This is a genomic window from Maricaulis sp. (genome assembly GCF_017643475.1).
GTDB lineage: Bacteria > Pseudomonadota > Alphaproteobacteria > Caulobacterales > Maricaulaceae > Maricaulis.
Genome location: NZ_JAEPNI010000001.1, coordinates 928078 through 951747, shown reverse-complemented (window position 1 = coordinate 951747; position 23670 = coordinate 928078). Strand labels below are relative to the sequence as shown.

The window sequence follows — 23670 nt, the reverse complement described above, 5'->3', positions numbered from 1 at the left end:
CCAATCGGGCCCGGCTTTCTTCTGTTCCAGACCCCGGAACGGATCCGGGATGATCGCTGGCGCGGTGCGTCTGGCGATCAGTTATCCAGGAAGCTCCGCAGCTTACGCGAACGGCTCGGGTGTTTGAGCTTGCGCAGGGCCTTGGCTTCGATCTGGCGGATACGTTCGCGGGTGACCGAGAATTGCTGGCCGACTTCTTCCAGCGTGTGGTCGGTATTCATGCCGATGCCGAAACGCATGCGCAGGACACGTTCCTCACGCGGGGTCAGGGACGCCAGTACGCGGGTCGTGGTTTCCCGCAGGTTGGACTGGATAGCCGCATCGATCGGCAGGACAGCGTTCTTGTCCTCGATGAAATCACCGAGATGGCTGTCTTCCTCGTCACCGATCGGCGTTTCCAGCGAGATCGGCTCCTTGGCGATCTTCATCACCTTGCGCACCTTCTCGAGCGGCATGGCGAGCTTTTCAGCAAGTTCTTCCGGCGTCGGCTCGCGACCGATCTCGTGCAGCATCTGACGGCTGGTGCGGACGATCTTGTTGATGGTCTCGATCATGTGCACCGGAATACGGATGGTGCGCGCCTGGTCCGCGATGGAGCGGGTAATGGCCTGGCGGATCCACCAGGTGGCATAGGTCGAGAACTTGTAACCGCGGCGATATTCGAATTTGTCGACGGCCTTCATCAGGCCGATATTGCCCTCCTGGATGAGATCCAGGAATTGCAGGCCGCGATTGGTGTATTTCTTGGCGATGGAAATCACGAGACGCAGGTTTGCCTCGACCATTTCCTTCTTGGCCACGCGGGCCTCGCGCTCGCCCTTCTGGACCGTGCGAACGATACGGCGCAGATCCTCGATCGGAACGCCGGCGCGCTGGGTCAGTTCGGCGATGTCGTCACGGATGACATTGGCGTCGGCCAGTTCACGCTCGATAAAGCGATCCCAGGCTTTCGACGTGCCAGCCATGGATTGCGGCCAGTCCGGGCTCAGCTCGTTACCGAAATAGCTGTCCATGAACTGGGCACGCGGCACGCCATGGGCGTCGGCCATACGCAGCAGCTTGCCTTCCAGCGACATGCGTTCCTTGTTGATCGCATAAAGCTGTTCGACCAGGGCCTCGATACGCGCATTGTTGAGGTGCATCGTATTGAGGTTGGTGACGATGGAGTTCTGGGTCTCCTCGTACTTCTCGCGGCTCTGCTTGGTCAGGTCCTTGCCTTCGATGCGCGCGGCAACGAGCTTGTCCTGCAGCTTGCGGAACTTGGCAAAGTCAGAGGCGATGTGATCGAGCGTTTCCATGACGCCGTCACGCAGCTCGGCTTCCATTGCGGAAAGCGAGAGGGCTGCGCCGTCATCATCATCATCGTCGTCATCAGAGCTTTCGCCCTCTTCACCCTCGTCGCCTTCTTCACCGTCTTCGGATTTCGGCTTTTCTTCCTCATCCTCGGAGGCGGGCTTGGCACCCGGCGCTGCACCCGGGACCGGTGTCTCGCCTTCAGCCGTCTCGCCCTCTTCGCCGTCCTCGCCCTCTTCGGCAGCGTTCTGGCCGCCATAGGTGGCATCCAGGTCGATGATGTCGCGCAGAAGGACCTGGCCTTCCTGCAGCTCATCACGCCAGACCATGATGGCCTCGAAGGTCAGCGGGCTTTCGCAGAGGCCGCGGATCATCGCATTGCGGCCGGCCTCGATGCGTTTGGCGATGGCGATCTCGCCCTCGCGGGACAGAAGCTCGACCGAGCCCATCTCGCGCAGATACATGCGCACCGGATCATCGGTACGATCTGCGGACGAGCCGGTATTCTGGCCGGTAACGACAGCCTTGGTACCGCTGGTCGTGGCAACAGCCTTGCTGTCACTGCCCTCGGCATTGTTGTCGCCATTGTCTTCTTCGGCGTCTTCATCCTTGTCGATGACATTGATGCCCATTTCGGACAGCTGAGCGAGAACATCCTCGATCTGCTCGGAAGAGAACTCTTCCGAAGGCAGAACATTGTTCAGCTCTTCATGCGTGACATAGCCGCGCTTCTTGGCAGCTTTGATGAAGTTCTTGACTGTCTGGTCCGTCAGATCGAGGAGCGGACCATCCTGTGATTCCGATGCGTCGTTGGCTTCGGCCGGTTTTGTCATCTAAATCGTCCCTGGTCGCATGGGGATCCATGCGCGATTTGATTGCTATTCGGTTTCATCCTTGGCGTTCTCACGGCGATAGGCTTCGCTGATGCTTCGAACGCTTTCGGAATCATTCTCGGTAATTTTTCTCTCTGCAAGTGCGCGAAGTTCGTTTCGCTGCTCCTGGCTGCCACTTTGTCTCATATAGACAGAACACAGCCGCCTCCAAGCCCCGACCTTCACCGAGACTGAAGCGTCTGCTCCACCAATACTCGCCCGCATGGGCCCCCGATTGCCTTCCAAGCGTTTTAAATCTTGCGCAAATCCGCGCGACAGAAGCTCTGCCTGAAGCTCGCTGGAAGACACAGCCGGTCCGAGAGAGCACGCGTCTAGGACAGCGTCACGTAAATTGTCAAGCGCGCCGAAGGAAATTAACGCAATTTCTTCGATCAATTCATCGACCAGATCGGGGTATTCGATCAGTGCCAGCAGCAGTGATCGACCGTTCGGATTGGGAATGGCCTGGCGCATCGACGCCTTGTCCATCTGGCTGCCCATGCGTTTTTTCAGCGACAGGGATGCACCCTGATTGATCTTGCGACGCCCGCCCTGCCACTCACCGCGCCCGCCCTTGCGCGCCGGCGTGCCGAACATGGCTTCCATGCGGCGGTCGAACTCGTTGCGGTATTCCTCTTTCACGTCACCATTGGCGATCTGGTTGACCAGCGCCCGGATACGCTTGCGGAAACTGGCGCGGCGATCGGGATCGGTCAGCGGCTCGTGATCCACCTCCCGCTCCCACAAAAGGTCGACCAGCGAGCGGGTGTCCTCCAGCAGTTCGGACAGCGCGCGCGCACCTTCATCGCGCAGGACATCGTCCGGGTCCTTGCCATCGGGCATGAAGGCAAAACGCAGCGTCCGACCCGGTTCCAGGTGCGGCAGGGCGCGATCGGCGGCTTTCAGCGCTGCAGCGCGACCGGCGCTATCGCCATCCAGACACATGACCGGCTCGCCGCCGGCCCGCCAGAGCAGGTTCAGCTGCTCCTCGGTGATCGCCGTACCCATTGGCGCCACCCCCTGGCTCATCCCGGCCCGGTCCAGCGCGATCACATCGAGATAACCCTCCGCCACGATCAGCCCCTTCACGCCCGCCTTGGGATCAGATGCCGCGCGGCGGGCATTGGGGAAGTTGTAGAGCATGGAGCCCTTGTGGAAGATCGAGGTCTCCGGCGAGTTGAGATATTTCGCTCGCGCCTCTTTCGAAAGGGCCCGACCACCAAAACCGACGAGCCGCCCGCGCGGATCATGGATCGGGAACATGATGCGGTCGCGGAACCGGTCATAGGGCGAGCCATTGTCTGGCTCGATCAGCAGGCCGCATTCGATCAGATCGCCAATCGGCGCGCCTGCCGTGACCAGCTCATCCTTCAGCGCCGTGCGCCCGTCCGGCGCATAGCCAATGCCGAATTTCACACAATCCTGGCCGGTCAGCCCGCGCCCCTTCAGATACTCCACCGCATGGGCGGCGGCCGGGCTTTTCAGGGCGCGCAGATAGAAGGCGTGTGCCGTCTCCATCCACTCGACCAGGGATTTGCGATGCTGGGTGCGTTCGGCGGCCTGCGGATCCGGCGCCGGCAGGCTCAGCCCCGCCTCGCCCGCCAGCCGCTCGGCGGCTTCCATGAAGGACAGGCCTTCCATCTCTTCCAGCCAGGAAAACGCATCACCATGCTTGCCCGAGGCAAAGCAGTGATAAAAACGTTTCTCGTCATTGACGTAGAAAGAGGGCGTGCGCTCCTTCTTGAACGGAGACAGGCCGACAAACTCGCGACCCTGGCGCTTGAGCTGAACCGACCGCCCGACTATATCGGACAGGCGGATCCGCGCCTTGATCTCGTCAATGAAGTCTTCACCTAAACGCATGGAGCCAGCGCTTCGTCCCGGTCACTTTCCAGCCCGACAGTGTGCGCCGGATTCTTTTTCGGGTCACGCCGGAAGATCACGTTCGGGTGCGGGTGGCGTTGGGACCACGCTAGGCATAAGCGGATTGCTTGCACTTGCCATCACTCACCCCGCACAGCCAGACCCGCCAGATGCCGATCCAGATTGCTGCGCGCATGCAGGAAATCGACGATCACCACATCCGTCTCGTAGTCGATGAAGACGATGAAATGCTGCCCACTCCGCACAAAACGAAGATCCTCAACAAGCGTCCGGCAAGACACTTAGACCGCTTCGCCTGAGGCGATCGACCGGCAGGCATCCAGAAGGTCGGCTTCATAGGCCGCGGTCTGGCGTGGCCCGAATGTTTCGAGGGTCCAGCGGGAAATGCCGGCAAGCGAATGAACGGCCAGTTTGGTCAGTCGCCAGCGTCGTTGTGTCACGGTTTCGAACGGGCTTCGGCAAAAGCGCGTTTCATGGCCGCCTCGCCACTGCCCTCAGCGAAGTTTTCCTGACGGGCCTCTTCAACGCCCAGCACCAGACGATCACGCAGCGCACTGCGCTCCGCCTCGTCTTCCTGCAGCAGACGCAGCCCGGCCCGGAGGGCTTCGGACGCATTCTGGAAACGACCGCTCTCGACAAGCTGGTCCACCAGGGCGGACTGGGCGTCGGTCAGCACAACGTTTCGGGTGGCCATTTTCACCTCCGGAGCTCTATTGGCAATATATGCCAATGGCAGGAAGCATTCAAATTCGGTGTTGCTTTGGGGGCGGTGAATGAGGCGAACGCCAGTGAGCAAGAACCTCCGCGCTGCGCGCTCCGGCCACTCCGTCCTTCTCCGCCAAGGCAACGAAGGACACCTCCCCAAGGGGGAGGATAAGCAGCATAAATCTCATGCAGGCAGTTCGCCTTAGAGGGTTTTTCAGGTCAAGGGTGGAACCGCGAAGCGGCGCTGCGCGCCCTTGACCTGAAAAACCCTCTAAGGCCCCGTCTCGGCATGAGGTTTAAGGGCAAATATGGCCGGGTGAGGACATCCTCTCCCCGCCAGCCGTTTTCGCGAAAACGGGGCTCAGCGCCGGGCCTGCGTCCGGGATGACACCTAGATCGAGCCTGGCCGAGAAACGGCCCAACCAGAACGCCGCTTACGCAGCGCCGGTTAGCAGGTCCTTCACGCGACCACCAGCCTTGCCGAAGTCCATGCGGCCGGCATAGCGGTTTTTCAGTTCGCCCATCACGCGGCCCATGTCCTTCAGGCCCGTGGCCGCTAGTTCGGTCACCACTTCGGCGGCCGCATCGGCGATTTCGCCTTCATCCATCGGCTTGGGCAGGAATTCGCGGACGATGTCCGCTTCCTCGCGCTCGGCCTCGGCCAGATCGAGACGCCCGGCTTTTTCATAGGTGTCGGCACTGTCCTCACGCTGTTTTACCAGCTTGGTGAGGATGGTCATGATTTCCTGCTCTTCGCAGCCGTCGCAGCGGTCTTCAGCGCGCGCGGCGATATCGCGATCCTTGATCGCGGCGGAGACGAGGCGCAGCGTCGATGTCCGGCGCTTGTCACCTGCCTTGAGGGAATTTTTCAGATCAGTCGAAATACGGTCTCTAAGAGCCATGCTTCTACTCGCTTGTCCTTCAGCAATTGCCGCTTTTGCAATGATTGATGTGGTTTGGATTATCGTTGATGCAATAGGCCGGCGGCGGTTGCTTCTATCCTGTGTGGTCGGGCCTTGAATATTTTGATCGCGCGGTATGTCCGGCGCCTCCCCTGACCAAGGTGCGGGTCATTATGACCTTCTCGTGAAAATATCAAGGCGGAAATTAATCTGTCCAGCGGGATTGACCGCCCCCATGTCTCTGACTAGTTACGCGCCCGTTTACCTGCCGGTCGACCTTGCACCGATTCCCGGTCATAACACCTGCAGCCCACACGGCTCTTTACAGGAGAACGCCATGACCACTTCCGCTGATCGCCCCACCGGGGCACTGGCACTGGCCGATGGCTCTGTCTTCTATGGCGTGGGTACGGGCGCATCCGGGATCGCGGTGGGCGAGCTCTGTTTCAACACGGCGATGACCGGCCACCAGGAAATTCTCGCGGACCCGTCCTATGCCGGCCAGGTCGTGTGCTTTACCTTCCCGCATGTCGGCAATGTCGGCGCCAATCCGGAAGACGAGGAAGCCACCAGCGACGCAGCCCGCAAGGCCGCCGTAGGCATGGTCAGCCGCATGGCGATCACCCCACCGGCCAATTACCGCGCCGAGCAAGGCTTTGACGAATGGATGCGCGCCCGCGGCATCATCTCCCTGTCCGGTGTCGACACCCGCGCCCTGACCCGCCGCATCCGCGAAAGCGGCATGCCGATGTGCGCCATCGCCCACGACACGTCCGGCAATATCGATATCGACGCCCTCAAGGCCGCTGCAGCCGGCGCTGACACGATGGAAGGCCGCGAACTGGCCGCCGATGTCGCCCGCTCCGGTGCCGAGGAATGGACCGAAGGCGACTGGTCCTGGGACAGCGGTTTCTGCGAAGGTCCCGAAGACGGCCCGCGCGTGGTCGTCCTGGACTATGGCGTGAAGGCCAACATCCTGCGCCTGCTGGTCGGCGCCGGTGCCCGTGTCGCGGTTCTGCCGGGCAATGCTTCCGCCGAGGATGTTCTGAACATGTCTCCGGACGGCATCGTTGTCTCCAATGGTCCGGGCGATCCGTCCGCGACCGGCGAATACGCCCTGCCGACCCTGAAGAAGCTGATCGACGCCAATATCCCGATGCTGGGCATTTGCCTGGGTCACCAGATGCTGGCCCTGGCCGTCGGCGCCAAGACCATCAAGATGCCGCAGGGCCATCACGGGGCGAACCACCCGGTCAAGAACCACGATACCGGCCAGGTCGAGATCGTCTCCATGAATCATGGTTTCGCGGTCGACGGCTCCACCCTGCCCGCCGGTGCCACCGAGACCCATGTCTCCCTGTTTGACGGTACGAATTGCGGTTTCCGCCTCGCTGACAAGCCGGTCCAGGCCGTCCAGCATCACCCGGAAGCCAGCCCGGGCCCGCAGGACAGTTTCGGTGTCTTCGAACGCTTCGTTGGAAGCCTGAACTCACAGGCGCCTGCGTAAAGTCATGATCGCCGCCCGGCACACCCAACTACTGCGGGCCATCCGGTTAGCGGTACTGGGCTGTGCGGGTCTGACATTGAGCGCGTGCTCCACGTCAGCGGAAGAGCTGGCGCGCCTGGAACGCCTTACAGAGCATCAAGAACGCATGGCCATAGCCGATGCGGAAGAAGATGAACGGCTGGGTTACCGCGATATCGTGGTAGCCAGCCCATCCCAATTGTACGGATACTCGGGACAAGAGCTCGGCGAGTTCCTGGAACTGCGACACGACGGTACGTCGCTGCAACCCGTTTTCTCGTTTTACCACCAAGGCCAAACCGTCGAAATCGCCTTGGTTTTTCGTGGACGAGGCACTTACCTTCCCGACTATGTACCATTGCAGACGCCATTCAGACGTCACCATGACTTTCTTCGCATCTACAGGCCAACTTACGCCTTCGTGCTGATAGACGGGACACTTGCCTGGATCGCGAACGAGGAGATCAGCGAGAGCATCGATGCGCTCGCCCAAGCCACGTGGGCGTCGGCCGCCCCTGAGAACACCGCCCCGTTCGATCACCTTATGGCAATCCTGGAACGGGAGCGCATTGAAGGCCCGGTTCGACTGGCGAGGCTCGTGTATCCTTCACATGAGCAAGCGTCCGAACGCCGAACCCGATCGCATATTGTGACACATCGCTCTGCGCCTGAAGGAACATCTGTCTATTCCAACCTGCCGACAAACTTTCTGCCCTCACTTCGGAATGACCGCCACTGGTCGGAGGCAGCGCTATCCTCATGGACCTCCTACAGCTTCATTGAAGAAACACTCACCGTCGGTGGGCCTCTCCCGAGCTGGCCCGCCTATTATGAAACCAGCCCAGTTCGAAATGAACTTGTTCATCGCTTCGACCTTGGCGCAGACTATGAAATTGTCGGGCTGAAGCTATCAGGTGGTGACCGTTGCAGCCCATATGGTGGCGGTTGTCGGTATGAACGCGAACGTCACTTGTGGATCGGTGTTCGAGCCGGCGTGGTAGAGTGGTTCGATTTGGATCTGTTCGGCACTGGCACTTCAGGCCAACGCACTTGGCAAGCGACTGAAGATGTATGCCGAATTGTTGAACGTCACTCCGATGTCGAACCCAGATTTTGCTGACACAGACGCCGAATGAGATACCTGCTGATTTCCACCGTTTAAGTGGTTTCACCCCCGTCAAAATTCGCCTAGGGTCCGGCCATGAGCTGGGTACCTCCAAGTACGCTTGAAGAGCGTTTTAAACGCGCATTGTTTCCGCAAGGCTGGGAACTCGCGCGCATCGTCCGTCGTGAACTGAAAAAGGGTGAGCCGGAATTGCGGCTCGCGCCCTTCCTCGCCCCTGTCGACAAGCTTGCCCTGGACATCGGGGCCAATCGGGGCATCTGGACGCATGTTCTCGTGCGCCACGGGGTGAGAACGCTGGCCCTGGAGCCCAATCCGAAAATGTTCGAGATCCTCAATGGCGCCATCCCTGATGGCGCCGAGGCCCGAATGATCGCCGCTTCGGACCGGTCCGGCACAGCCGAGCTGGAAGTCCCCGGTCAGGGTGCGCGTTACTCCAACCAGCACGCCTCGCTCAACCCGGCGCGCAATACCGGTCGCAATGTCGGCAAGGTCGAGGTGGAAACCGCGCGTCTGGACGATATGGACCTGCCACCCGTGGGTTTCATCAAGATCGATGTCGAAGGCCATGAGAAGGCAGTGCTTGATGGCGCGCAGGAGCTGATCCGGCGCGATCGCCCACGCATGATCATCGAGCTGGAAGAACGCCACACCCAGATCCCGATCCGGGACGCTGTCGCCAGTGTGGAAGCCATGGGCTATGACGCCTTTGTCCTCAAATCAGGTGCGCTCTGCCGCATCGAGGAATTCGATCCCGCCCGCGATCACAACGGCGTGGAGGACACGCCGGCCTATATCAATAATTTCATCTTCCTGCCGCGCTGACGGCACGGATCGAGAAATCCGGCGACACGCCTTGGCAGATCAACAAATCGCGCCATCATGCGTGCATGATTGATCGGCGAGCTTTTCTGATGACGACGTCTGCTGCGGCGCTGGCTGGATGCGGCCGGTCAACAGATGCGGACGCGGACACGATGCGTGTCGGCATATCCAACCTTCCCGACAGCCTGGACCCGGCGCGTGGACAATTCGCCTCGGCGGCGCTGGTCTACAAGCAGGTGCATGCCGGGCTGACCGAATATGGTCCGGACGGTCAGCTGGCGCCGGGCCTGGCGGAACGCTGGGAAGTCACTCCCGATGGGCTGGCCTGGACCTTTATCCTGCGCGAGGGTCTCGCCTGGTCGGATGGTCGCCCACTGACCGCCCATGACGTCGCCTGGTCAGCGCGTCGCCTGGTTGATCCGGCACACAGTTTTGCCGCACTTGGCGATTTCCAGAATGTCGTGAATGCCCGTGCCATCCTGGCCGGTGATGCGCCGGTGGAAAGCCTGGGCGTCGAGGTCGTCAGCGACCAGGCCGTACGTTTCAACCTGGAAAGCCCGCTGGGCCTGTTTCCGCTGTTGATGCGGGAATTCTATCCCTTCCCGCGCCATATCATCGAGCGTGTCGGCGATGACTGGATCACGCCGGCGAACTGGGTCTCTGCCGGGGCCTTCACCCTCGCCTCCATCTCGCAGGTTCAGATCGGGCTGCGCCGCAATCCGCATTTTTATGATGCGACTAATGTGAGCATCCAGACGATCCGCGTCGAAGCGGTTCGCGATGATGCGACTCGTGCCCGCATGTTCCGGGCCGGCGAGCTTGACCTCGCCGACAACCCGCCGGCCAACCAGCTGGACTTCCTGCATGAACAGCTGGGCGATGGCTTCGAGAGCTTTGACGCGCCGATCCTGCGCTATCTCAAGGTCAATCATGCCCGTGAGCCGCTCAACGACATGATGGTCCGGGCCGAGCTGGACTATGCGATCGACCGGGCTTTCCTGGTGCGAGAGCTGTTTTCCGGCACGGCGACACCGACACGCAGCGTCCTGCCCCAGATGTTCCAGGACCAGAACGATCCGGTACGCCTGCGCCCAGAAGGTGCTGCGCCGGTGATCAACCGCCCCCTGCAGATCCGCACGACCACCGGGCTGGGCGAGCGCATCGCTGTCTCCCTTGCCGATGACTGGCGCCAGATCGGCGTGGATTCAGAGATTTTCGCGACCTATCCGACCGATCTTTACCAGGCTGTCGATGCAGGCGATTTCGACATTGCCATCGCCAGCTTCAATCGCGGCTTGAAGTCCGACCCGTTTTTCATGCTCGACCCGTTCGCACCGGATGGATTTGCCGCCAATTTCAACTGGCATGACGAGACCTTCGCCGAGCTGATGAACCGCGCCCGCCGTGAAAGCGACCCCATCGAGCGTGAAGAGATCTATCGCGAGGCCAACGCCCATATCCAGCTGGAACACGCCATCATCCCCCTGGTGCATGACCGCGCCCACTGGCTGGTAGGCGAGCGGGTGACCGGCACACGGGCAGATGTACAGCCACAGGTCTGGCGCTATCTGGGACTGGCAGATGGCTGAGCCGGAAACAGCCTTGCGAGAGCGCTGGGCGCTTCAGATGACCCAGCTCGGCTGGCGGGCTGGTGACAGCCAGATCGATGGCATCATCACCGCCTACAGCGAACCGCACCGCCGCTATCACGGCCTTTCCCACCTGGCCCATATCTTCGACGAGCTTGATCGCTGGCACACAGAGCTCCAAACACCGGAACGCTGCTGGATGGCGGCCTGGTATCACGACATCATCTATGATCCCAAAGGCGCCGAGAATGAAGCCCTGAGCGCCGAACGCGCCGCCCGCGAACTGCCGCGCCTGGGCGCGCCGACTGCGCTTGTCGACGATGTTCGCAGGCTGATCCTTGCCACCGCCGACCACCAGTCGGGCGGACGAGACCGCGATGACGCGCTCTTTCTCGATATCGACTTTTCCATCCTGGGCGCACCGGACGAGGTCTACGACACCTATGCCGAGCAGATCCGCAAGGAATACAGCTGGGCGCCCGATGATTTTTACCGGGAAGGTCGAGCCAAATTCCTCGACACGGCGCAGGCCCGCCAGCGCACTTTTGTCACCGATGAATTCGAAACGCGGCTAGGCGCCCGGGCTCGCGCCAACATGCGCAGGGAGATCAGCACTTTAGAAGGAAAACTCTGAGCGCATACGGACACAGTTATAAGCAATAACACCCGAGTGAGCAGATAGGCTCTCGCCTTCTCATCGAATCCGGGCTAGGACCCCCTCTCAGCACCAAAACCAAGCGCGAACTGACCCATCCGGGATATCCGGTCGGGCCCGGACGCGCGCACGCACGCGAGCAGGACAGCCATGCCCAGACGTACAGACCTGAACTCCATACTGATCATCGGCGCCGGACCAATCGTTATCGGTCAGGCCTGTGAGTTCGACTATTCAGGCGTCCAGGCCGTCAAGGCACTCAAGGCCGAGGGCTATCGCGTCATCCTGGTGAACTCCAATCCAGCCACCATCATGACCGATCCGGAACTGGCGGACGCGACCTATATCGAGCCGATCACGCCGGAAATGGTCGCCAAGGTGATCGAAAAGGAACGCCCGGACGCAATCCTGCCGACGATGGGCGGCCAGACGGCGCTGAACTGTGCCCTGGAACTGGAAAACCGCGGTGTGCTGGATCTCTTTGGTGTGGAGATGATCGGCGCCAAGGCGGACGTCATCGACAAGGCAGAGAACCGCGAGCGTTTCCGCGAGGCCATGGACAAGATCGGCCTTGAAAGCCCGCGCTCGCGCGTTGTGCACACCATGGCGGAAGCTGAAGCCGTGATGAGCGAGATTGGCCTGCCGGCCATCATCCGCCCCTCCTTCACTCTGGGGGGCACCGGCGGCGGCATTGCCTATAATGTCGAGGAATACCGGACGATCTGCCAGTCCGGCCTCGACGCCTCCCCGGTCACGGAAATCCTGGTCGAGGAATCCATCGTTGGCTGGAAAGAGTTCGAGATGGAAGTTGTCCGCGACCGCGCCGACAACTGCATCATCATCTGTTCGATCGAGAACGTCGATCCGATGGGCGTGCATACCGGTGACAGCATCACCGTCGCCCCGGCCCTGACGCTGACGGACAAGGAATACCAGATCATGCGCTCGGCCTCGATCGCCGTCCTGCGCGAGATCGGTGTCGAGACCGGCGGATCCAACGTCCAGTTCGCGGTCAATCCGAAGGATGGCCGCCTGGTCGTCATCGAGATGAACCCGCGCGTCTCGCGCTCCTCGGCGCTGGCCTCCAAGGCCACCGGCTTCCCGATCGCCAAGGTCGCGGCCAAGCTGGCCGTTGGCTACACGCTGGACGAGATTGCCAACGACATCACCGATGGCGCGACACCAGCCTCCTTCGAGCCGACCATTGATTATGTCGTCACCAAGATCCCGCGTTTCGCGTTCGAGAAGTATCCGGGCGCTGACGCCCACCTGACGACCTCCATGAAGTCCGTCGGTGAAGCGATGGCCATGGGCCGCTCCTTCCAGGAAAGCATGCAGAAGGCCCTGCGCTCGATGGAGACGGGCCTCGATGGTTTCGACGAGATCGAGATCGCCGGCACCGAAGACGCGGACTCAGAGGATGCCCGCAAGGAAGCCGTGCGCGCGGCCCTCGCCATCCCGACGCCGGACCGTCTGCGTGTCATCGCCCAGGCATTCCGGGAAGGTCTGAGCGTGGATGAGGTCGAGCGCGCATCGCTCTACGAGCCGTGGTTCCTGCGCCAGATCGAAGCCATCGTTCACGCCGAGGAAGACGTGTCGACGATGGGACTGCCGACCACGAACGAGAAATTCCTCGCGCTAAAATCCATGGGCTTCTCCGATGCGCGCCTGGCCAAGCTGTCCGGCAAGCCGGAAGCAGAGGTCCGCGCCGACCGCCGCGCCCTGGGCGTGCGTCCGGTCTACAAGCGAGTCGACACCTGCGCCGCCGAATTCCACGCCGCGACGCCCTACATGTATTCCTGTTACGAGACGCCGAGCTTTGGCGGCAAGGCAGATTGCGAGAGCGAGCCGACCGGCCGCAAGAAGGCGATTATCCTGGGCGGCGGTCCCAACCGTATCGGCCAGGGCATCGAGTTCGACTATTGCTGCTGTCACGCTGCCTTTGCCTTTGCCGAGATGGGCATTGAATCCATCATGGTGAACTGTAATCCGGAAACCGTCTCCACCGACTATGACACCGCCGATCGCCTGTATTTCGAACCGCTGACCATCGAGGACACACTCGAACTGATCGCGACCGAACAGGAAAAGGGCGAACTGCTGGGCGTTGTTGTCCAGTATGGCGGCCAGACGCCGCTGAAACTGGCGGGCGAGCTGGAAGCGGCAGGTGTGCCGATCCTGGGAACGCTGCCGGATGCTATCGACCTGGCAGAGGATCGCGACCGGTTCAAACAGCTGCTGGATGATCTCAACCTGACCCAGCCGCCGAACGCCATTGTGCGCTCGGAAGACGAGGCCCGCGCGGCGGCCGAGAAACTCGGATTCCCGCTGGTTCTGCGCCCGTCCTATGTCCTGGGCGGCCGCGCCATGGAAATCGTCCGCGAAACCGACAGTTTCGAACGCTATCTGCGCGAGGCCGTGAACGTCTCCGGTAATTCTCCGCTGCTGCTGGATCGTTACCTGACCGACGCTGACGAGGTTGATGTCGACGCCATCTGTGACGGCGAGGATGTGTGGGTTGCCGGTGTCATGCAGCACATCGAGGAAGCCGGCGTACACTCCGGTGACAGTGCCTGTTCCCTGCCGCCCTATTCGCTCTCTGCCGAGATGATTGCCGAGCTGAAACGCCAAGCGGCTGCAATGGCCAAGGCCATCGGCGTGCGTGGCCTGATGAACGTCCAGTTCGCCATCAAGGGCGAGACCATCTACGTGCTCGAGGTCAATCCGCGTGCATCCCGTACGGTTCCCTTCGTGGCCAAGGCCATTGGCGAACCGGTTGCCAAGATCGCTGCCAAGGTCATGGCCGGTGCGAAACTGTCCGAGTTCAACCTGGAAGACCCGGCGCCGAAACATGTCTCCGTCAAGGAAGCCGTCATGCCCTTCGCCCGTTTCCCGGGCGTCGACCCGGTGCTGGGACCGGAAATGCGTTCCACCGGCGAAGTCATGGGTATCGACACCCTGTTCGAAGCCTCCTTCGCGAAGGCCGAGCTGGGAGCCGGCATCCAGCTGCCGACCTCGGGCAGTGTCTTCATCTCCCTGCGTGATGGCGACAAGGCGTCGATGATCGATCCGTGCCGCGTCCTGGTCATGAAGGGTTTCAAGATCCTGGCGACCGGTGGCACCGCCACGACGCTGGAGGAGAACGGCGTTCCGGTCACGCGTGTGAACAAGGTCTTCGAAGGCCGCCCACACATTGTCGACCTGATGAAAAACGGTGAAGTCCAGCTGATCTTCAACACGACGGAGGGCCGCCAGTCGCACCTGGACAGCTATTCCATCCGCCGTACGGCGCTGGACCAGAAGATCCCGTGTTACACCACGGCATCGGCTGCCCGCGCAGCGATCGCGTCAATTCGCCGGATCGATGAAGGGGCTCTTGAACCGCAGGCACTGCAAACCTACTCTTGATAGCAAGGACGCTCGGCGCTAGCGTCTTCGGCTCTCCTGAAGATAAGTGGTCTCATGAACAAGATCCCTATGACTGCTGCGGGGCATCAAGCCCTCGACGCAGAGATGAAACATTTGAAAACGGTTGAACGTCCGGCCGTAATTGCAGCCATCGCGGAAGCGCGTGAACACGGCGATCTCTCCGAGAACGCCGAATATCACGCTGCCAAGGAACGCCAGGGCTATATCGAAGGTCGCCTGGCCGAGCTGGAAGACAAGCTGGCCCGCGCCGAGGTCATCGACGTGGCCAAGCTGGGTGGTGACACCGTCAAGTTCGGCGCCACGGTTACCGTCTTTGACGAAGATACCGAGGAAGAAAGCCGCTACCAGGTGGTTGGTGATGACGAGGCGGATGTGAAGGAAGGCAAGATCTCGATCTCCTCCCCGATCGCCCGCGCCATGATCAACAAGGAAGTCGGCGATGTCGTCGAGGTCAACGCCCCCGGCGGACTGAAATCCTATGAAATTGTCACGGTAGAGTGGCTCTAGACCGCTTGATCTGATTATTCACGAAAAGGCGCCGATGGGCGCCTTTTTTTTGATCGGCCGTGGACCGCAAACAACCAAACACGTTACAATCGGCACGCGGCCAGACAGAGGGGAGCACACATGCTCACCAGCATCTTACTGAGCCTCGCATTTTCGCAGCACTTGACTGCGGCCCTTCCCGTGCCACCAGAAGTACCGGTCTCCATTTCGAACTGCGCGAGCATTTCCCAATGCGAGGACCTCATCAACCAGACCAATAGCCGAGACGTCTCTCCCAGTCAGATGGAGCGTCTCGTGAACATCTATCAGGAGAACGCTGATCTTGGACGCGCCAGCATCTTGCAAGGTCTCGCAAACCTGAGAGCGCGGTCCCGATACGATTTGCGACTTTCTCTAGCGTTGCGCCTGGAAGGTTATTCGCACGAAGAAGTCTCGGAACTATTGAGACGAGCACGGCAAGATCGCGAAAACGCGTCAGTTCTCTTGTTGGGCCGGATTGGGACAGAACAGAGCATTCTCGGACTTCTGGACATCTTTGACGGGAGTTTCAGCGACACGCTGCTGGATGATGCCCTGTCGTTCTCGACCAACGCCGCATTACCGATTGTCCTCGCCAGGGTCGAGGCTCTGCTGACGGAAGGCCGTCATGATGACGGATATGAACTAGCGCAGTCCATGCACATCGTGGGCGGTCAATATGACGAGCTAACGGACCCTTTGTCCCCATCTTCCCTGTCCATGTTGATCCATCAGAGCACCGACAGAAGCCTGTCCATTGAAGCCCGCACAGCCGCGGCGTTTCTGTTGGAGAGCGTAAGCAGCGAGCTGCTTTCCGAGTATTCGGCCGAATTGATGGATCTCGCCGAAGATGAACACGAACTGCTCGCCTATTCGGCACAAAATCAGCTGATGCGGATCAACAGCAGCGCGGTTGTTCCCCTCCTGCTCGATCGCTGTGGGGCTCACGCAATCGGTGAAGGCTGGCGGGCGGATCATGGCTATTGCCCGCTGTACTATCTGGGAAATCAGCCACATCAAAGCGACATCATTGGTGAACGACTTGTCACTGCGCTTGCTTCCACCGATCCCGATTTTCGAAACTGGGTGATCGAGGTACTCGGGGATTTACAGTACCAAGGCGCCACGACACACCTGCGAGCTTTCCTACATTCCGGGAACTGGAGCGACGTTCTCTCCGCAGCCGGCGCGCTGCGGTCGCTCGACGACCGGACCTCAATCCCGATCATCGCGGAGGTCGCAGAAGCGCACTGGTATCACTATGTCCGCTCCTCGCTCGGGGAGCTGACAGAGAACTGGGAGACAAAGGAAGACTTCCACTGGCGACTTCCGCGACGCAGTGAGCGCGGATCCTGCGAAAGCGGGCAATGGTCCTGGCAGGGCATGCCTATCTCACCCTCCGAATTTCATGCGACTCGGTTGGTTTCGGATGATTTCGGTCATCATCAGACGTTCACGATGGGCGAATTGGATTTCGTTGGTACCAACCGCGGCGAATGGGGCGGCGAGCTGCTGCTGAAGACCGATACCGTCAATTCCCAGGTGCTCATTGACGACAACTTTCAATCTGTCTGGCGCACATCCGAGCTGGCGATCATTTCAACCGGCCTCTCCCACGGCCTTTTGGGCATCGGGGACATCTATCAACTGACCATCGAAGACGGCGACCTGGTCGTTAAACACCTCACTCAAGCTCCGGAACCGCTTTATGGCGGCTTTTCTCAGCTGACAGATGTATTGTTCGCAGGGTTCAGCGAGGTCGAGAACTCCCGCTTCGTTGTCGTTTTCGACGTCGAACAGGGCATGCTCGGCTTTGCAGACTGCGAAACGAGGCATTGACCGCCACAAAAACAACGGCCGGAGCGATGCTCCGGCCGTTTTTCATGCCCCGGTGTTGGGAGGAGGTGCCTGGTGAGCAACTCCGCGGGGCACAATCACTTGGGCTCGTCTACCGGGGCTTTTTCCGGTTCGTCGCGCGGCTCGTTTTCCGGCTCTTCCGAGCCTTCCGGCGCGTGGGCGCGTTCGACACGGACCTCGCGCAGGACACGTCGTGCGACGTCGGACCCGCCAAAAATTCGCAGCTCCATGCGTTCACCGTCCTCGCTCTCCCATTCCAGGGAACGTCCGTCTTCCGGAGCACCGGTCACGATCACCTCGATCTCGCGACCGTCCTCGCTGACCCATTCACGGGCTTCGCCATCAGAATCCGTGCGAACGATGACTTCAAACTCTCCGCCATCATCGCTGGTCCAACTGCGGGTGACGGTGCCATCACCCTCGCCGCTTGAGAAGACAATGACGTTCTCATCCGAGTTCATGAGATCGATAACGTGACCATCCGTGCTCTCGAGCACCATGACATTGCTTTCGAGCTCAACCCCTTCGAGGTCCTCGATACGGCGGACAAAGACATTCACATCGCTGTCTTCACCATCAACTTCGTGCAGGACGATATTTTCGTGGACACGCACGGCAACACGGGCACCGTTCTCTCCGACCAAACGTTCAACAATCGCCGGGGCGACGTTACCTGCGACACGAGATGATTGCAGGACAAAGACATTGCCATCCTCACCCGACTCCAGCTGCTGCAGGATTTCCTGACGGCGGGCTTCACGCTCCTCGGGGGAGCCGTCCCCTTCGACGATCACTTCCCAGAGGGCTTCGCCATCTTCACCTTCGGTGCGACGAACCTGGATGTTCTCGTGAACTTCATGCAGTTCATGATCACCCCGGGAAACAAAATGGATACCGCGCTCGTTCTCGACACGGTCCGTGGCCATCGCCTGGGCACAGGCAACGGGCAGCCAGCTCAAGAGCAATACGCTGGTCAGGGCCCGTTTGGACGAACGCTTGCCTTCATTCGCCGAAAGAATTGATTTGATCCGCATTTCGCGGTGCCTCCTGTCTTTTGATCCGAAGGCAGAAGCGGTTGCAAAACCACCCCGCATCATCGTGATCAATGCCGCCGCATAGGGCTTACGCGCCCCTCCTCCCAACAATTCGAGAACCTCGGCGTCGCAGGCGATCTCGCGCGCCGCATCGAGGTGTTTTTCAATCTGGCGCAGGGGCCAGTGGAACCAGAAGACCGTGGTCAGGGCGACGCCGATCAGACGGTCGCGCTCATCCCCGCGACGCAGGTGCACCAGCTCGTGCACAAGGGCGTAACGCGCCACTTCCGGGTCGTCGAAAATCTGTCCCGGCGCAACCACAACACCCTTCCAGCCGGTAAGGACCGGGGTCAGGGTTTCATTGCTTATCAAGAGGCGTGCCGCCGGGACGGGTGTGTCCAGCACCTGTCCTGTGAGGGTTTCAAGCTCCAGCTCGCCCGCATACTCCCCATCCCGCATCAGCCGGGACCGGCGCACATGGCGAAATCCGGCGAACACCACAGAAGCAATCAGCCCGAGCAGATACAGGGCCACCAACATCAGGCTGGTTTCCGGCAATTCAAGCTGAACCGGGGTAGACGACGCCACGGGAGTGGCAAGCGAGGCTACCGGGGGATTGAGCATCACATTCCCGGGCGCCGCCTGAGGGATAAAATAGATAACCGGGGCCAGCACCAGCGGTACGATCGCGGCGATCCGCGCCGTCCGCCACAGCTCGACACCGCTGAGCGGGTCACGCCTTTCCAGGAAACGGCCCAGGACAAGCAGGATCAGGCCGCCGAGCAGTGACAGGCCTGCACCCAGAACAATCGCGTTGAGAAGCCCCATCATTCCGAACGCTCCTCATCGAGAAGTTTCATCAGGTCATTGGCTTCATCATCGGAAAGCAGATCGGAATTGGTGAAGGCCGTCGAGGGCAGCGGGCCGCGCAGCTCCAACACATCCTCGGTAAACTCGCGGATCATGCGACCGATCAGATCGACCTTGCGCACCTTGGCCTCGAACACGGCGAGACCATGGGAGTCTGCCTTGGTCACCAAGCCCTTCTGCACCATGCGCGTCAGCACGGTTCGTGTCGTCGAGGGCGACCATCCCGTAGGACCGGCAACAACCTTGTGGGTCTCGCGCGCGCTCTGCGGGCCAACCGCCCAGAGATGCTTGAGAACCGTCAGTTCAGCGGGTGATGGGGAGATGTCGTTCATGCGGAGTCCTGCCTCGTTGTCGACAGTACTCTACATTTGTAGCGCACGCGCGCAAATGAAAAGCGGTTAATCTTGGCCCAACCGAAAACGCCCCCGGCGGAGCCGGAGGCGTTGATGCGCTACAAGTCGCTGTAAAGCTTAGAGTTCGACCTGGGAGGTCCGAACAATCGACATCGAGGTATTGTCGACGATATCGATGGAATTGAAGCTGTTATCGCTGTCCATCGGATCCCAGTCATGATCATAGTCCGGGTCACCGGCACCGACCAGGTCACCGCGGCTGATGCGCTGGCCTTCACGAACCTCAACGCTTTCCAGCCCGTGATAAACCGTGGACCAGCCGGTACCGTGATCAAGCACGACATACTGGCCAACACTGTCCGGACCCGGAGCGTCCGTACCGACATGGCTGACGCGGGCATCGGCCGGAGCCATGATGCGGCCGTCATCCGTGTCCTGGAAGAAAAGCTCGCTGGACTGACCGGTCTGCTCGTCGGTGACGATGATGGTGGCATCGTCATCATCGTCACGCACCTGCATGCGAACCGGACCGACATCGTCATGGAACAGCATGTTGGCTTCATCATCGCCCGCCAGAACCTGGAAGAACGGCTCATCGGCATCGTCGAGATACAGCGTCACCTCGGCGTCATCACCTCCACGGTCATGGGCGCGCAGACGGTTGCGGCGACCTTCCTCGTCGGTGAACTCGATGTCCACGCGCTCGCCATTGCTCTCATTGATGCTGATGCGGACCGGGTTGCCGTTCTCGTCTTCAACATTGAGGTTAAGCGTGGAGGACGCACCGGATGCAAAGGCACCGATCGCCATCCAGTTGGCCGGATTACCGATGATGCTGGACTCGTCCAGATTTTCCAGGGCCTCAAGCGATTCCAGCGCGGACAGGGCTGCCAGCGGTGAAGCGTTCAGCGTCCGGCGGATCGGTGTCTCACCATCGCGCTCAGCGACCACAGCGGCCGACAGGGAGGTCGCCGTCGCGGCAACAACCGTCGGCGCATCGGCGCTGAGATAATTCGTCGCCATGGCCTGGGCGGCATAGGTCGGCGCCATCATCAGGGCCAGGGCACCGCCTGCAGCGGCCAGAAAGCCCTTGGACGACATGTTGGTGGACTGGGACAAGATCGCTTTGATCCGCATTTCTCTGTTCCTTTTATTTTCTGGACCGAAAGCCGACAGGCAGGGCGCCGGGCGGAGCCCTGCTTTTGCCGCGTCGATCATGGCCCGAGCGTAAGCGCGTCTCTGCGCTCGCCCCCCAATCTCGTGAAGTGCCTCGGCATCACAGGCGAGTTCCCTCGCATGGGAGAGCCGAGACTCGATTGCTTTCAGCGCCGGGTTGAACCAGAGCGCCACGGTGAGAAGCTCACCGACAAACCGGTCACGCTCATCGCCCCTGCGAACGTGAACCAGCTCGTGAACGACAGCGATCTCCGCCGCTTGTCGTTGGTTTTCATCTGCCAGGCTGCGCGGCAGGACGATGGTCGGCTGCCAGCCGGTGACAAAGGGAGTAACTGCCGCGTCGACTACGACCAGGCGGCTGACACTGTTTTCCAGCTCCATGCGGCCGGTCCACTGCTCGTACAGGGACTGCAGCTCGCGCTGTGGCCGGTCGCTCGTCGCGATCAACCCGGCCAGCGCCATCCGGCGCAGCGCAAAGCGCGCCAGCGCAATCAGCAGCCCGGCCAGATAGGCTGACATCAACACGTTGAGCGGCGTCAGCCAGCTCGGAATTTCGAATGCGGAAGACGCAGCAACGGGTTGGTCGCTGGAAACAAGAAGACCGGTATCCAGATCACCGCCGGCTGCCGGAAGCGCACGGGCCGCTACGTCCGGCTCGGCCGCAGGTATTTCAAGCGCGGTGTCGACAGCGAATGGCTCGACCTGTTCAACCGGTGTGACGGCGGCCGGGCGCAGGAAATCAGGAGTCGTGAAACTGGCTGTCAGTTGCGGGAAGATCGAGAAAACCAGCGCCATGGCAATCGGTGCCAGAGCCGCAAGGCGCGCCATGCGCCAGATCGTGATACGACTGGTCGCCTCGATCTCGCGATTCTTCTCCAGGCGGTCAACGACCCGCACGGACAAGCTGGCGATCAGGGCTGACAGGCCCAGCGCAATGAACAGGGAAACGAGAAGACTAGTCATCTTCGTCCTCCTCGAGCAGGCGACTCAGCTCGTCCAGCTCGCCCTCGTCTAGCAGCTTGCTGTCAGAGAAGGCAGACACCGGAAGGGAACCGTCCAGCTCCAGAACTTTCTGGGAGAAACTCTTCACCATCTTGCCGATCAGGCTGACCTTGGCCTCGCCGGCCGCGTAGAGGGCCAGCCCATGGCTGTCGCGCTTTTCAACCAGGCCCTTCTGGACCATGCGGGCGAGGAGCGTGCGGGTCGTCGAATAGGACCAGTCTGTGACAGTCGCGACCTGGTCGTGCACTTCGCGTGCGCTCTGTTCGCCGCTCGCCCACAATTGCTTGAGGACTACGAGTTCTGCCTGGGAAGGAGCCTGGTCGGCCATGAGACGATCACCACATTTATGTTACGTTTGTCACACGATGCTACAAACATAGCACCCCGTCAAGCACCATTCCGGAGATCTCGACGTGGATGGAGTTCTGGGCCCAAAGCCGGCCGGCGCCTAGGGGGAAGCTTGCTACAAGTGTCCCACCCTATTCCCATCCCGGGAAAATCTGAGGCTTTTACTTGCCAGAGCAGGCGGTCCGGTCCAGCAATAGGGCAAGGGGGATTGGCGCTCATGACCGGCATTGCGCAACAACAGGCAGTCTGCTGGGTCGTCTCTGACGGCCGTCGCGGCATTGAAAACCAGGCGCTCGGCCTGGCCGAAGCACTGGCGCGGCAACTGCCCGACACCCGCCTGGCCATCCATCTCGTGCACGTGACAAAACAGGGATTTGTCGCCCTGCCATCCAGCCCACCGCCCGATATCTGGATCGGTTGCGGCCGCGCGGCTGTTCCGCTCGCGGGCAAACATCGCCGGGTCTTTCCCGATTGCTATTTCGTCTATGTCCAGGACCCGCGCACCAAATATCGCAGTTTCGACCTGATCATCGCGCCGGATCATGATCGGGTAAACAAGCCCAACGCCATCGCAATGATCGGATCACCGAACCGTCTGTCCCAGGCGCAGTTTTCCAATGCCATGACCCAGTTCTCCGACGAACTGGCAAGCTTGCCAGGCGCGCGCGCTGCTGTGCTGATCGGTGGTCACTCCAAACGCTTCAAGCTGGATGACCGGGTGGCCGATTATCTCGTTCACCGCCTGCACACCCTGCTCGACCAGGGTATCAAGCTGATGATCACCGCCTCCCGGCGTACACCCGAAACGGTGCATGCCCGGCTGAAGACCGAATTTGGCGAGCGCGATGATGTCTGGCTGTTCGATGGCGTTGGGGAGAACCCCTACTTCGCTTTCCTCGCCGCAGCAGACTGGATCTTTGTCACCGAGGAATCGACCAACATGCTGGTCGAGGCCGCCACGACCGGCAAACCTGTCTATGCCCTGCCAATGGCGGGCGAGGCCGGAAAGTTCGGTTATCTGCACGCCAGGCTGGAAGGCTGGGGCGCGGTTCGCCCCTATCTTGGCCAGCTGGCCCGGTGGACCTATGCTCGTTTCGCCGAGACGGACCGCATCGCCGCGTTTCTGCTTGAACGCTGGCAGGCGCGCTCTAGCTCCGTCGAGCAAAGGATGCCGACATGATCACTTCTCTCACCACTCTTCTCGCCAGCCTGGGACTGACCATGAGCCAAGCCGATACGCCCGCCACCGTTGTTCAGCACGAACGTGTCATTCTCGCTGCCCAGCCCGCGCTGGAGGATCTGGACGCCTGGGCCGCGGCCGGCGTGCAGGCGATCGTCAATTCACGCACTCCGGAAGAAACCGCTGGCCTGGGCTTCAACATGCGTGAGGCAGTGGAAAGCCGCGGCATACGGTATGTGGAACTGCCGATAGGCGGGCGTTACGGCGCGGATCCGGATCATACCGTGGCGCTTGGAGAATTGCTGGCGGAGCTGGATGGCGAGATCGTCATGCATTGCCGATCCGGTACACGTTCCGCCCATCTCTACTCCGCTCACCTGATGAGCCAGGACCCGTCCATCGACAATCCGTTCGACACGATTGGCTGGCCCGGTGGCCGCGATAACGGCATGGTTCGCGCCCTCACGCCGGATAACGACCAGTAACGCTGCAATCAGTCGCGAGCATTGCGGCAAAGATTGAT

At 60.8% G+C, this 23670-nt stretch carries 20 protein-coding genes; 10 read left to right on the top strand and 10 right to left on the bottom strand.

Annotated elements, in window-relative coordinates; genetic code table 11:
• Positions 1-77: 77 nt before the first annotated feature.
• The 6 genes from rpoD to JJ889_RS04485 form a co-directional block, all read right to left on the bottom strand.
• Positions 78-2126: an RNA polymerase sigma factor RpoD gene (gene rpoD, locus JJ889_RS04510; protein WP_291891876.1), complete on the bottom strand. Its 2049-nt coding sequence runs from the start codon at positions 2124-2126 to the stop codon at positions 78-80.
• 45 nt (positions 2127-2171) lie between these two features.
• Positions 2172-4028 carry a DNA primase gene (gene dnaG / locus JJ889_RS04505; protein WP_291891873.1) on the bottom strand — a complete coding sequence of 619 codons (1857 nt, stop codon included), beginning with the start codon at positions 4026-4028 and terminating at the stop codon, positions 2172-2174.
• A 140-nt stretch (positions 4029-4168) separates the two neighbouring features.
• Complete coding sequence (locus JJ889_RS04500; RefSeq protein ID WP_291891872.1) at positions 4169-4330, bottom strand: hypothetical protein; 162 nt, start codon at positions 4328-4330, stop codon at positions 4169-4171.
• Positions 4331-4489: a hypothetical protein gene (locus tag JJ889_RS04495; RefSeq protein WP_291891870.1), complete on the bottom strand. Its 159-nt coding sequence runs from the start codon at positions 4487-4489 to the stop codon at positions 4331-4333.
• A complete protein-coding gene (locus tag JJ889_RS04490) occupies positions 4486-4743 on the bottom strand; it encodes a type II toxin-antitoxin system ParD family antitoxin (protein ID WP_291891867.1) in 258 nt (85 codons plus the stop codon). The genes JJ889_RS04495 and JJ889_RS04490 overlap by 4 nt, the downstream gene beginning before the upstream one ends.
• A 445-nt stretch (positions 4744-5188) precedes the next feature.
• Complete coding sequence (locus JJ889_RS04485; RefSeq protein WP_291891864.1) at positions 5189-5656, bottom strand: GatB/YqeY domain-containing protein; 468 nt, start codon at positions 5654-5656, stop codon at positions 5189-5191.
• Positions 5657-5993: 337 nt separating this feature from the next.
• On the opposite strand from JJ889_RS04485, the gene carA reads away from it, so the two are divergent.
• The 8 genes from carA (at position 5994) to JJ889_RS04445 (ending at position 17166) form a co-directional block, all read left to right on the top strand.
• Complete coding sequence (gene carA, locus JJ889_RS04480; protein ID WP_291891861.1) at positions 5994-7163, top strand: glutamine-hydrolyzing carbamoyl-phosphate synthase small subunit; 1170 nt, start codon at positions 5994-5996, stop codon at positions 7161-7163.
• Positions 7164-7167: 4 nt separating this feature from the next.
• Positions 7168-8301, top strand: coding sequence for a hypothetical protein (locus JJ889_RS04475; RefSeq protein ID WP_291891859.1), 1134 nt, complete (start codon positions 7168-7170; stop codon positions 8299-8301).
• Between the two features lie 81 nt (positions 8302-8382).
• Entirely contained in the window at positions 8383-9129 is a 747-nt protein-coding gene (locus tag JJ889_RS04470) for an FkbM family methyltransferase (RefSeq protein ID WP_291891856.1), read from the top strand.
• Positions 9130-9218: 89 nt separating this feature from the next.
• A complete protein-coding gene (locus JJ889_RS04465) occupies positions 9219-10718 on the top strand; it encodes a peptide ABC transporter substrate-binding protein (RefSeq protein ID WP_291891853.1) in 1500 nt (499 codons plus the stop codon).
• Entirely contained in the window at positions 10711-11352 is a 642-nt protein-coding gene (locus JJ889_RS04460; protein ID WP_291891850.1) for a hypothetical protein, read from the top strand. The genes JJ889_RS04465 and JJ889_RS04460 overlap by 8 nt, the downstream gene beginning before the upstream one ends.
• 171 nt (positions 11353-11523) lie before the next feature.
• Positions 11524-14781 carry a carbamoyl-phosphate synthase large subunit gene (gene carB, locus JJ889_RS04455; RefSeq protein ID WP_291891846.1) on the top strand — a complete coding sequence of 1086 codons (3258 nt, stop codon included), beginning with the start codon at positions 11524-11526 and terminating at the stop codon, positions 14779-14781.
• Between the two features lie 54 nt (positions 14782-14835).
• Positions 14836-15309: a transcription elongation factor GreA gene (gene greA / locus JJ889_RS04450; RefSeq protein ID WP_291891844.1), complete on the top strand. Its 474-nt coding sequence runs from the start codon at positions 14836-14838 to the stop codon at positions 15307-15309.
• Positions 15310-15429: 120 nt separating this feature from the next.
• Positions 15430-17166 carry a HEAT repeat domain-containing protein gene (locus tag JJ889_RS04445; RefSeq protein WP_291891842.1) on the top strand — a complete coding sequence of 579 codons (1737 nt, stop codon included), beginning with the start codon at positions 15430-15432 and terminating at the stop codon, positions 17164-17166.
• A 95-nt stretch (positions 17167-17261) separates the two neighbouring features.
• On the opposite strand, the gene JJ889_RS04440 is transcribed toward JJ889_RS04445, so the two are convergent.
• The 4 genes from JJ889_RS04440 to JJ889_RS04425 form a co-directional block, all read right to left on the bottom strand.
• Positions 17262-19049 carry a M56 family metallopeptidase gene (locus JJ889_RS04440; protein WP_291891839.1) on the bottom strand — a complete coding sequence of 596 codons (1788 nt, stop codon included), beginning with the start codon at positions 19047-19049 and terminating at the stop codon, positions 17262-17264.
• Positions 19046-19420 (bottom strand): BlaI/MecI/CopY family transcriptional regulator, encoded by a 375-nt coding sequence (locus JJ889_RS04435; RefSeq protein WP_291891836.1) that lies wholly within the window; start codon positions 19418-19420, stop codon positions 19046-19048. Before JJ889_RS04435 ends, JJ889_RS04440 begins: the two co-directional genes overlap by 4 nt.
• 138 nt (positions 19421-19558) lie before the next feature.
• The gene (locus JJ889_RS04430; RefSeq protein WP_291891833.1) at positions 19559-21580 is read right to left on the bottom strand and encodes a M56 family metallopeptidase; all 2022 of its coding nucleotides are present in this window, start codon (positions 21578-21580) and stop codon (positions 19559-19561) included.
• A complete protein-coding gene (locus JJ889_RS04425; RefSeq protein WP_291891830.1) occupies positions 21573-21947 on the bottom strand; it encodes a BlaI/MecI/CopY family transcriptional regulator in 375 nt (124 codons plus the stop codon). The genes JJ889_RS04430 and JJ889_RS04425 overlap by 8 nt, the downstream gene beginning before the upstream one ends.
• A gap of 237 nt (positions 21948-22184) precedes the next feature.
• Here JJ889_RS04425 and JJ889_RS04420 point away from each other — a divergent pair, with 237 nt between their 5' ends.
• Both JJ889_RS04420 and JJ889_RS04415 read left to right on the top strand, forming a co-directional pair.
• Positions 22185-23147, top strand: coding sequence for a mitochondrial fission ELM1 family protein (locus tag JJ889_RS04420; protein WP_291891827.1), 963 nt, complete (start codon positions 22185-22187; stop codon positions 23145-23147).
• Positions 23144-23632 carry a sulfur transferase domain-containing protein gene (locus tag JJ889_RS04415; protein ID WP_291891825.1) on the top strand — a complete coding sequence of 163 codons (489 nt, stop codon included), beginning with the start codon at positions 23144-23146 and terminating at the stop codon, positions 23630-23632. The genes JJ889_RS04420 and JJ889_RS04415 overlap by 4 nt, the downstream gene beginning before the upstream one ends.
• The last annotated feature ends 38 nt before the right edge of the window (positions 23633-23670 follow it).

What these genes read in the sequence shown, in the direction of transcription:
- JJ889_RS04440 (WP_291891839.1), bottom strand. Translation starts at nt 19,049, where the DNA reads ATGATGGGGCTTCTCAACGCGATTGTTCTGGGTGCAGGCCTGTCACTG.
- JJ889_RS04460 (WP_291891850.1), top strand. Translation starts at nt 10,711, where the DNA reads ATGGCTGAGCCGGAAACAGCCTTGCGAGAGCGCTGGGCGCTTCAGATG.
- JJ889_RS04485 (WP_291891864.1), bottom strand. Translation starts at nt 5,656, where the DNA reads ATGGCTCTTAGAGACCGTATTTCGACTGATCTGAAAAATTCCCTCAAG.
- JJ889_RS04415 (WP_291891825.1), top strand. Translation starts at nt 23,144, where the DNA reads ATGATCACTTCTCTCACCACTCTTCTCGCCAGCCTGGGACTGACCATG.
- JJ889_RS04430 (WP_291891833.1), bottom strand. Translation starts at nt 21,580, where the DNA reads ATGACTAGTCTTCTCGTTTCCCTGTTCATTGCGCTGGGCCTGTCAGCC.
- greA (WP_291891844.1), top strand. Translation starts at nt 14,836, where the DNA reads ATGAACAAGATCCCTATGACTGCTGCGGGGCATCAAGCCCTCGACGCA.
- JJ889_RS04420 (WP_291891827.1), top strand. Translation starts at nt 22,185, where the DNA reads ATGACCGGCATTGCGCAACAACAGGCAGTCTGCTGGGTCGTCTCTGAC.
- JJ889_RS04445 (WP_291891842.1), top strand. Translation starts at nt 15,430, where the DNA reads ATGCTCACCAGCATCTTACTGAGCCTCGCATTTTCGCAGCACTTGACT.
- carA (WP_291891861.1), top strand. Translation starts at nt 5,994, where the DNA reads ATGACCACTTCCGCTGATCGCCCCACCGGGGCACTGGCACTGGCCGAT.
- carB (WP_291891846.1), top strand. Translation starts at nt 11,524, where the DNA reads ATGCCCAGACGTACAGACCTGAACTCCATACTGATCATCGGCGCCGGA.
- JJ889_RS04490 (WP_291891867.1), bottom strand. Translation starts at nt 4,743, where the DNA reads ATGGCCACCCGAAACGTTGTGCTGACCGACGCCCAGTCCGCCCTGGTG.
- dnaG (WP_291891873.1), bottom strand. Translation starts at nt 4,028, where the DNA reads ATGCGTTTAGGTGAAGACTTCATTGACGAGATCAAGGCGCGGATCCGC.
- JJ889_RS04475 (WP_291891859.1), top strand. Translation starts at nt 7,168, where the DNA reads ATGATCGCCGCCCGGCACACCCAACTACTGCGGGCCATCCGGTTAGCG.
- JJ889_RS04435 (WP_291891836.1), bottom strand. Translation starts at nt 19,420, where the DNA reads ATGAACGACATCTCCCCATCACCCGCTGAACTGACGGTTCTCAAGCAT.
- rpoD (WP_291891876.1), bottom strand. Translation starts at nt 2,126, where the DNA reads ATGACAAAACCGGCCGAAGCCAACGACGCATCGGAATCACAGGATGGT.
- JJ889_RS04470 (WP_291891856.1), top strand. Translation starts at nt 8,383, where the DNA reads ATGAGCTGGGTACCTCCAAGTACGCTTGAAGAGCGTTTTAAACGCGCA.
- JJ889_RS04465 (WP_291891853.1), top strand. Translation starts at nt 9,219, where the DNA reads ATGACGACGTCTGCTGCGGCGCTGGCTGGATGCGGCCGGTCAACAGAT.
- JJ889_RS04425 (WP_291891830.1), bottom strand. Translation starts at nt 21,947, where the DNA reads ATGGCCGACCAGGCTCCTTCCCAGGCAGAACTCGTAGTCCTCAAGCAA.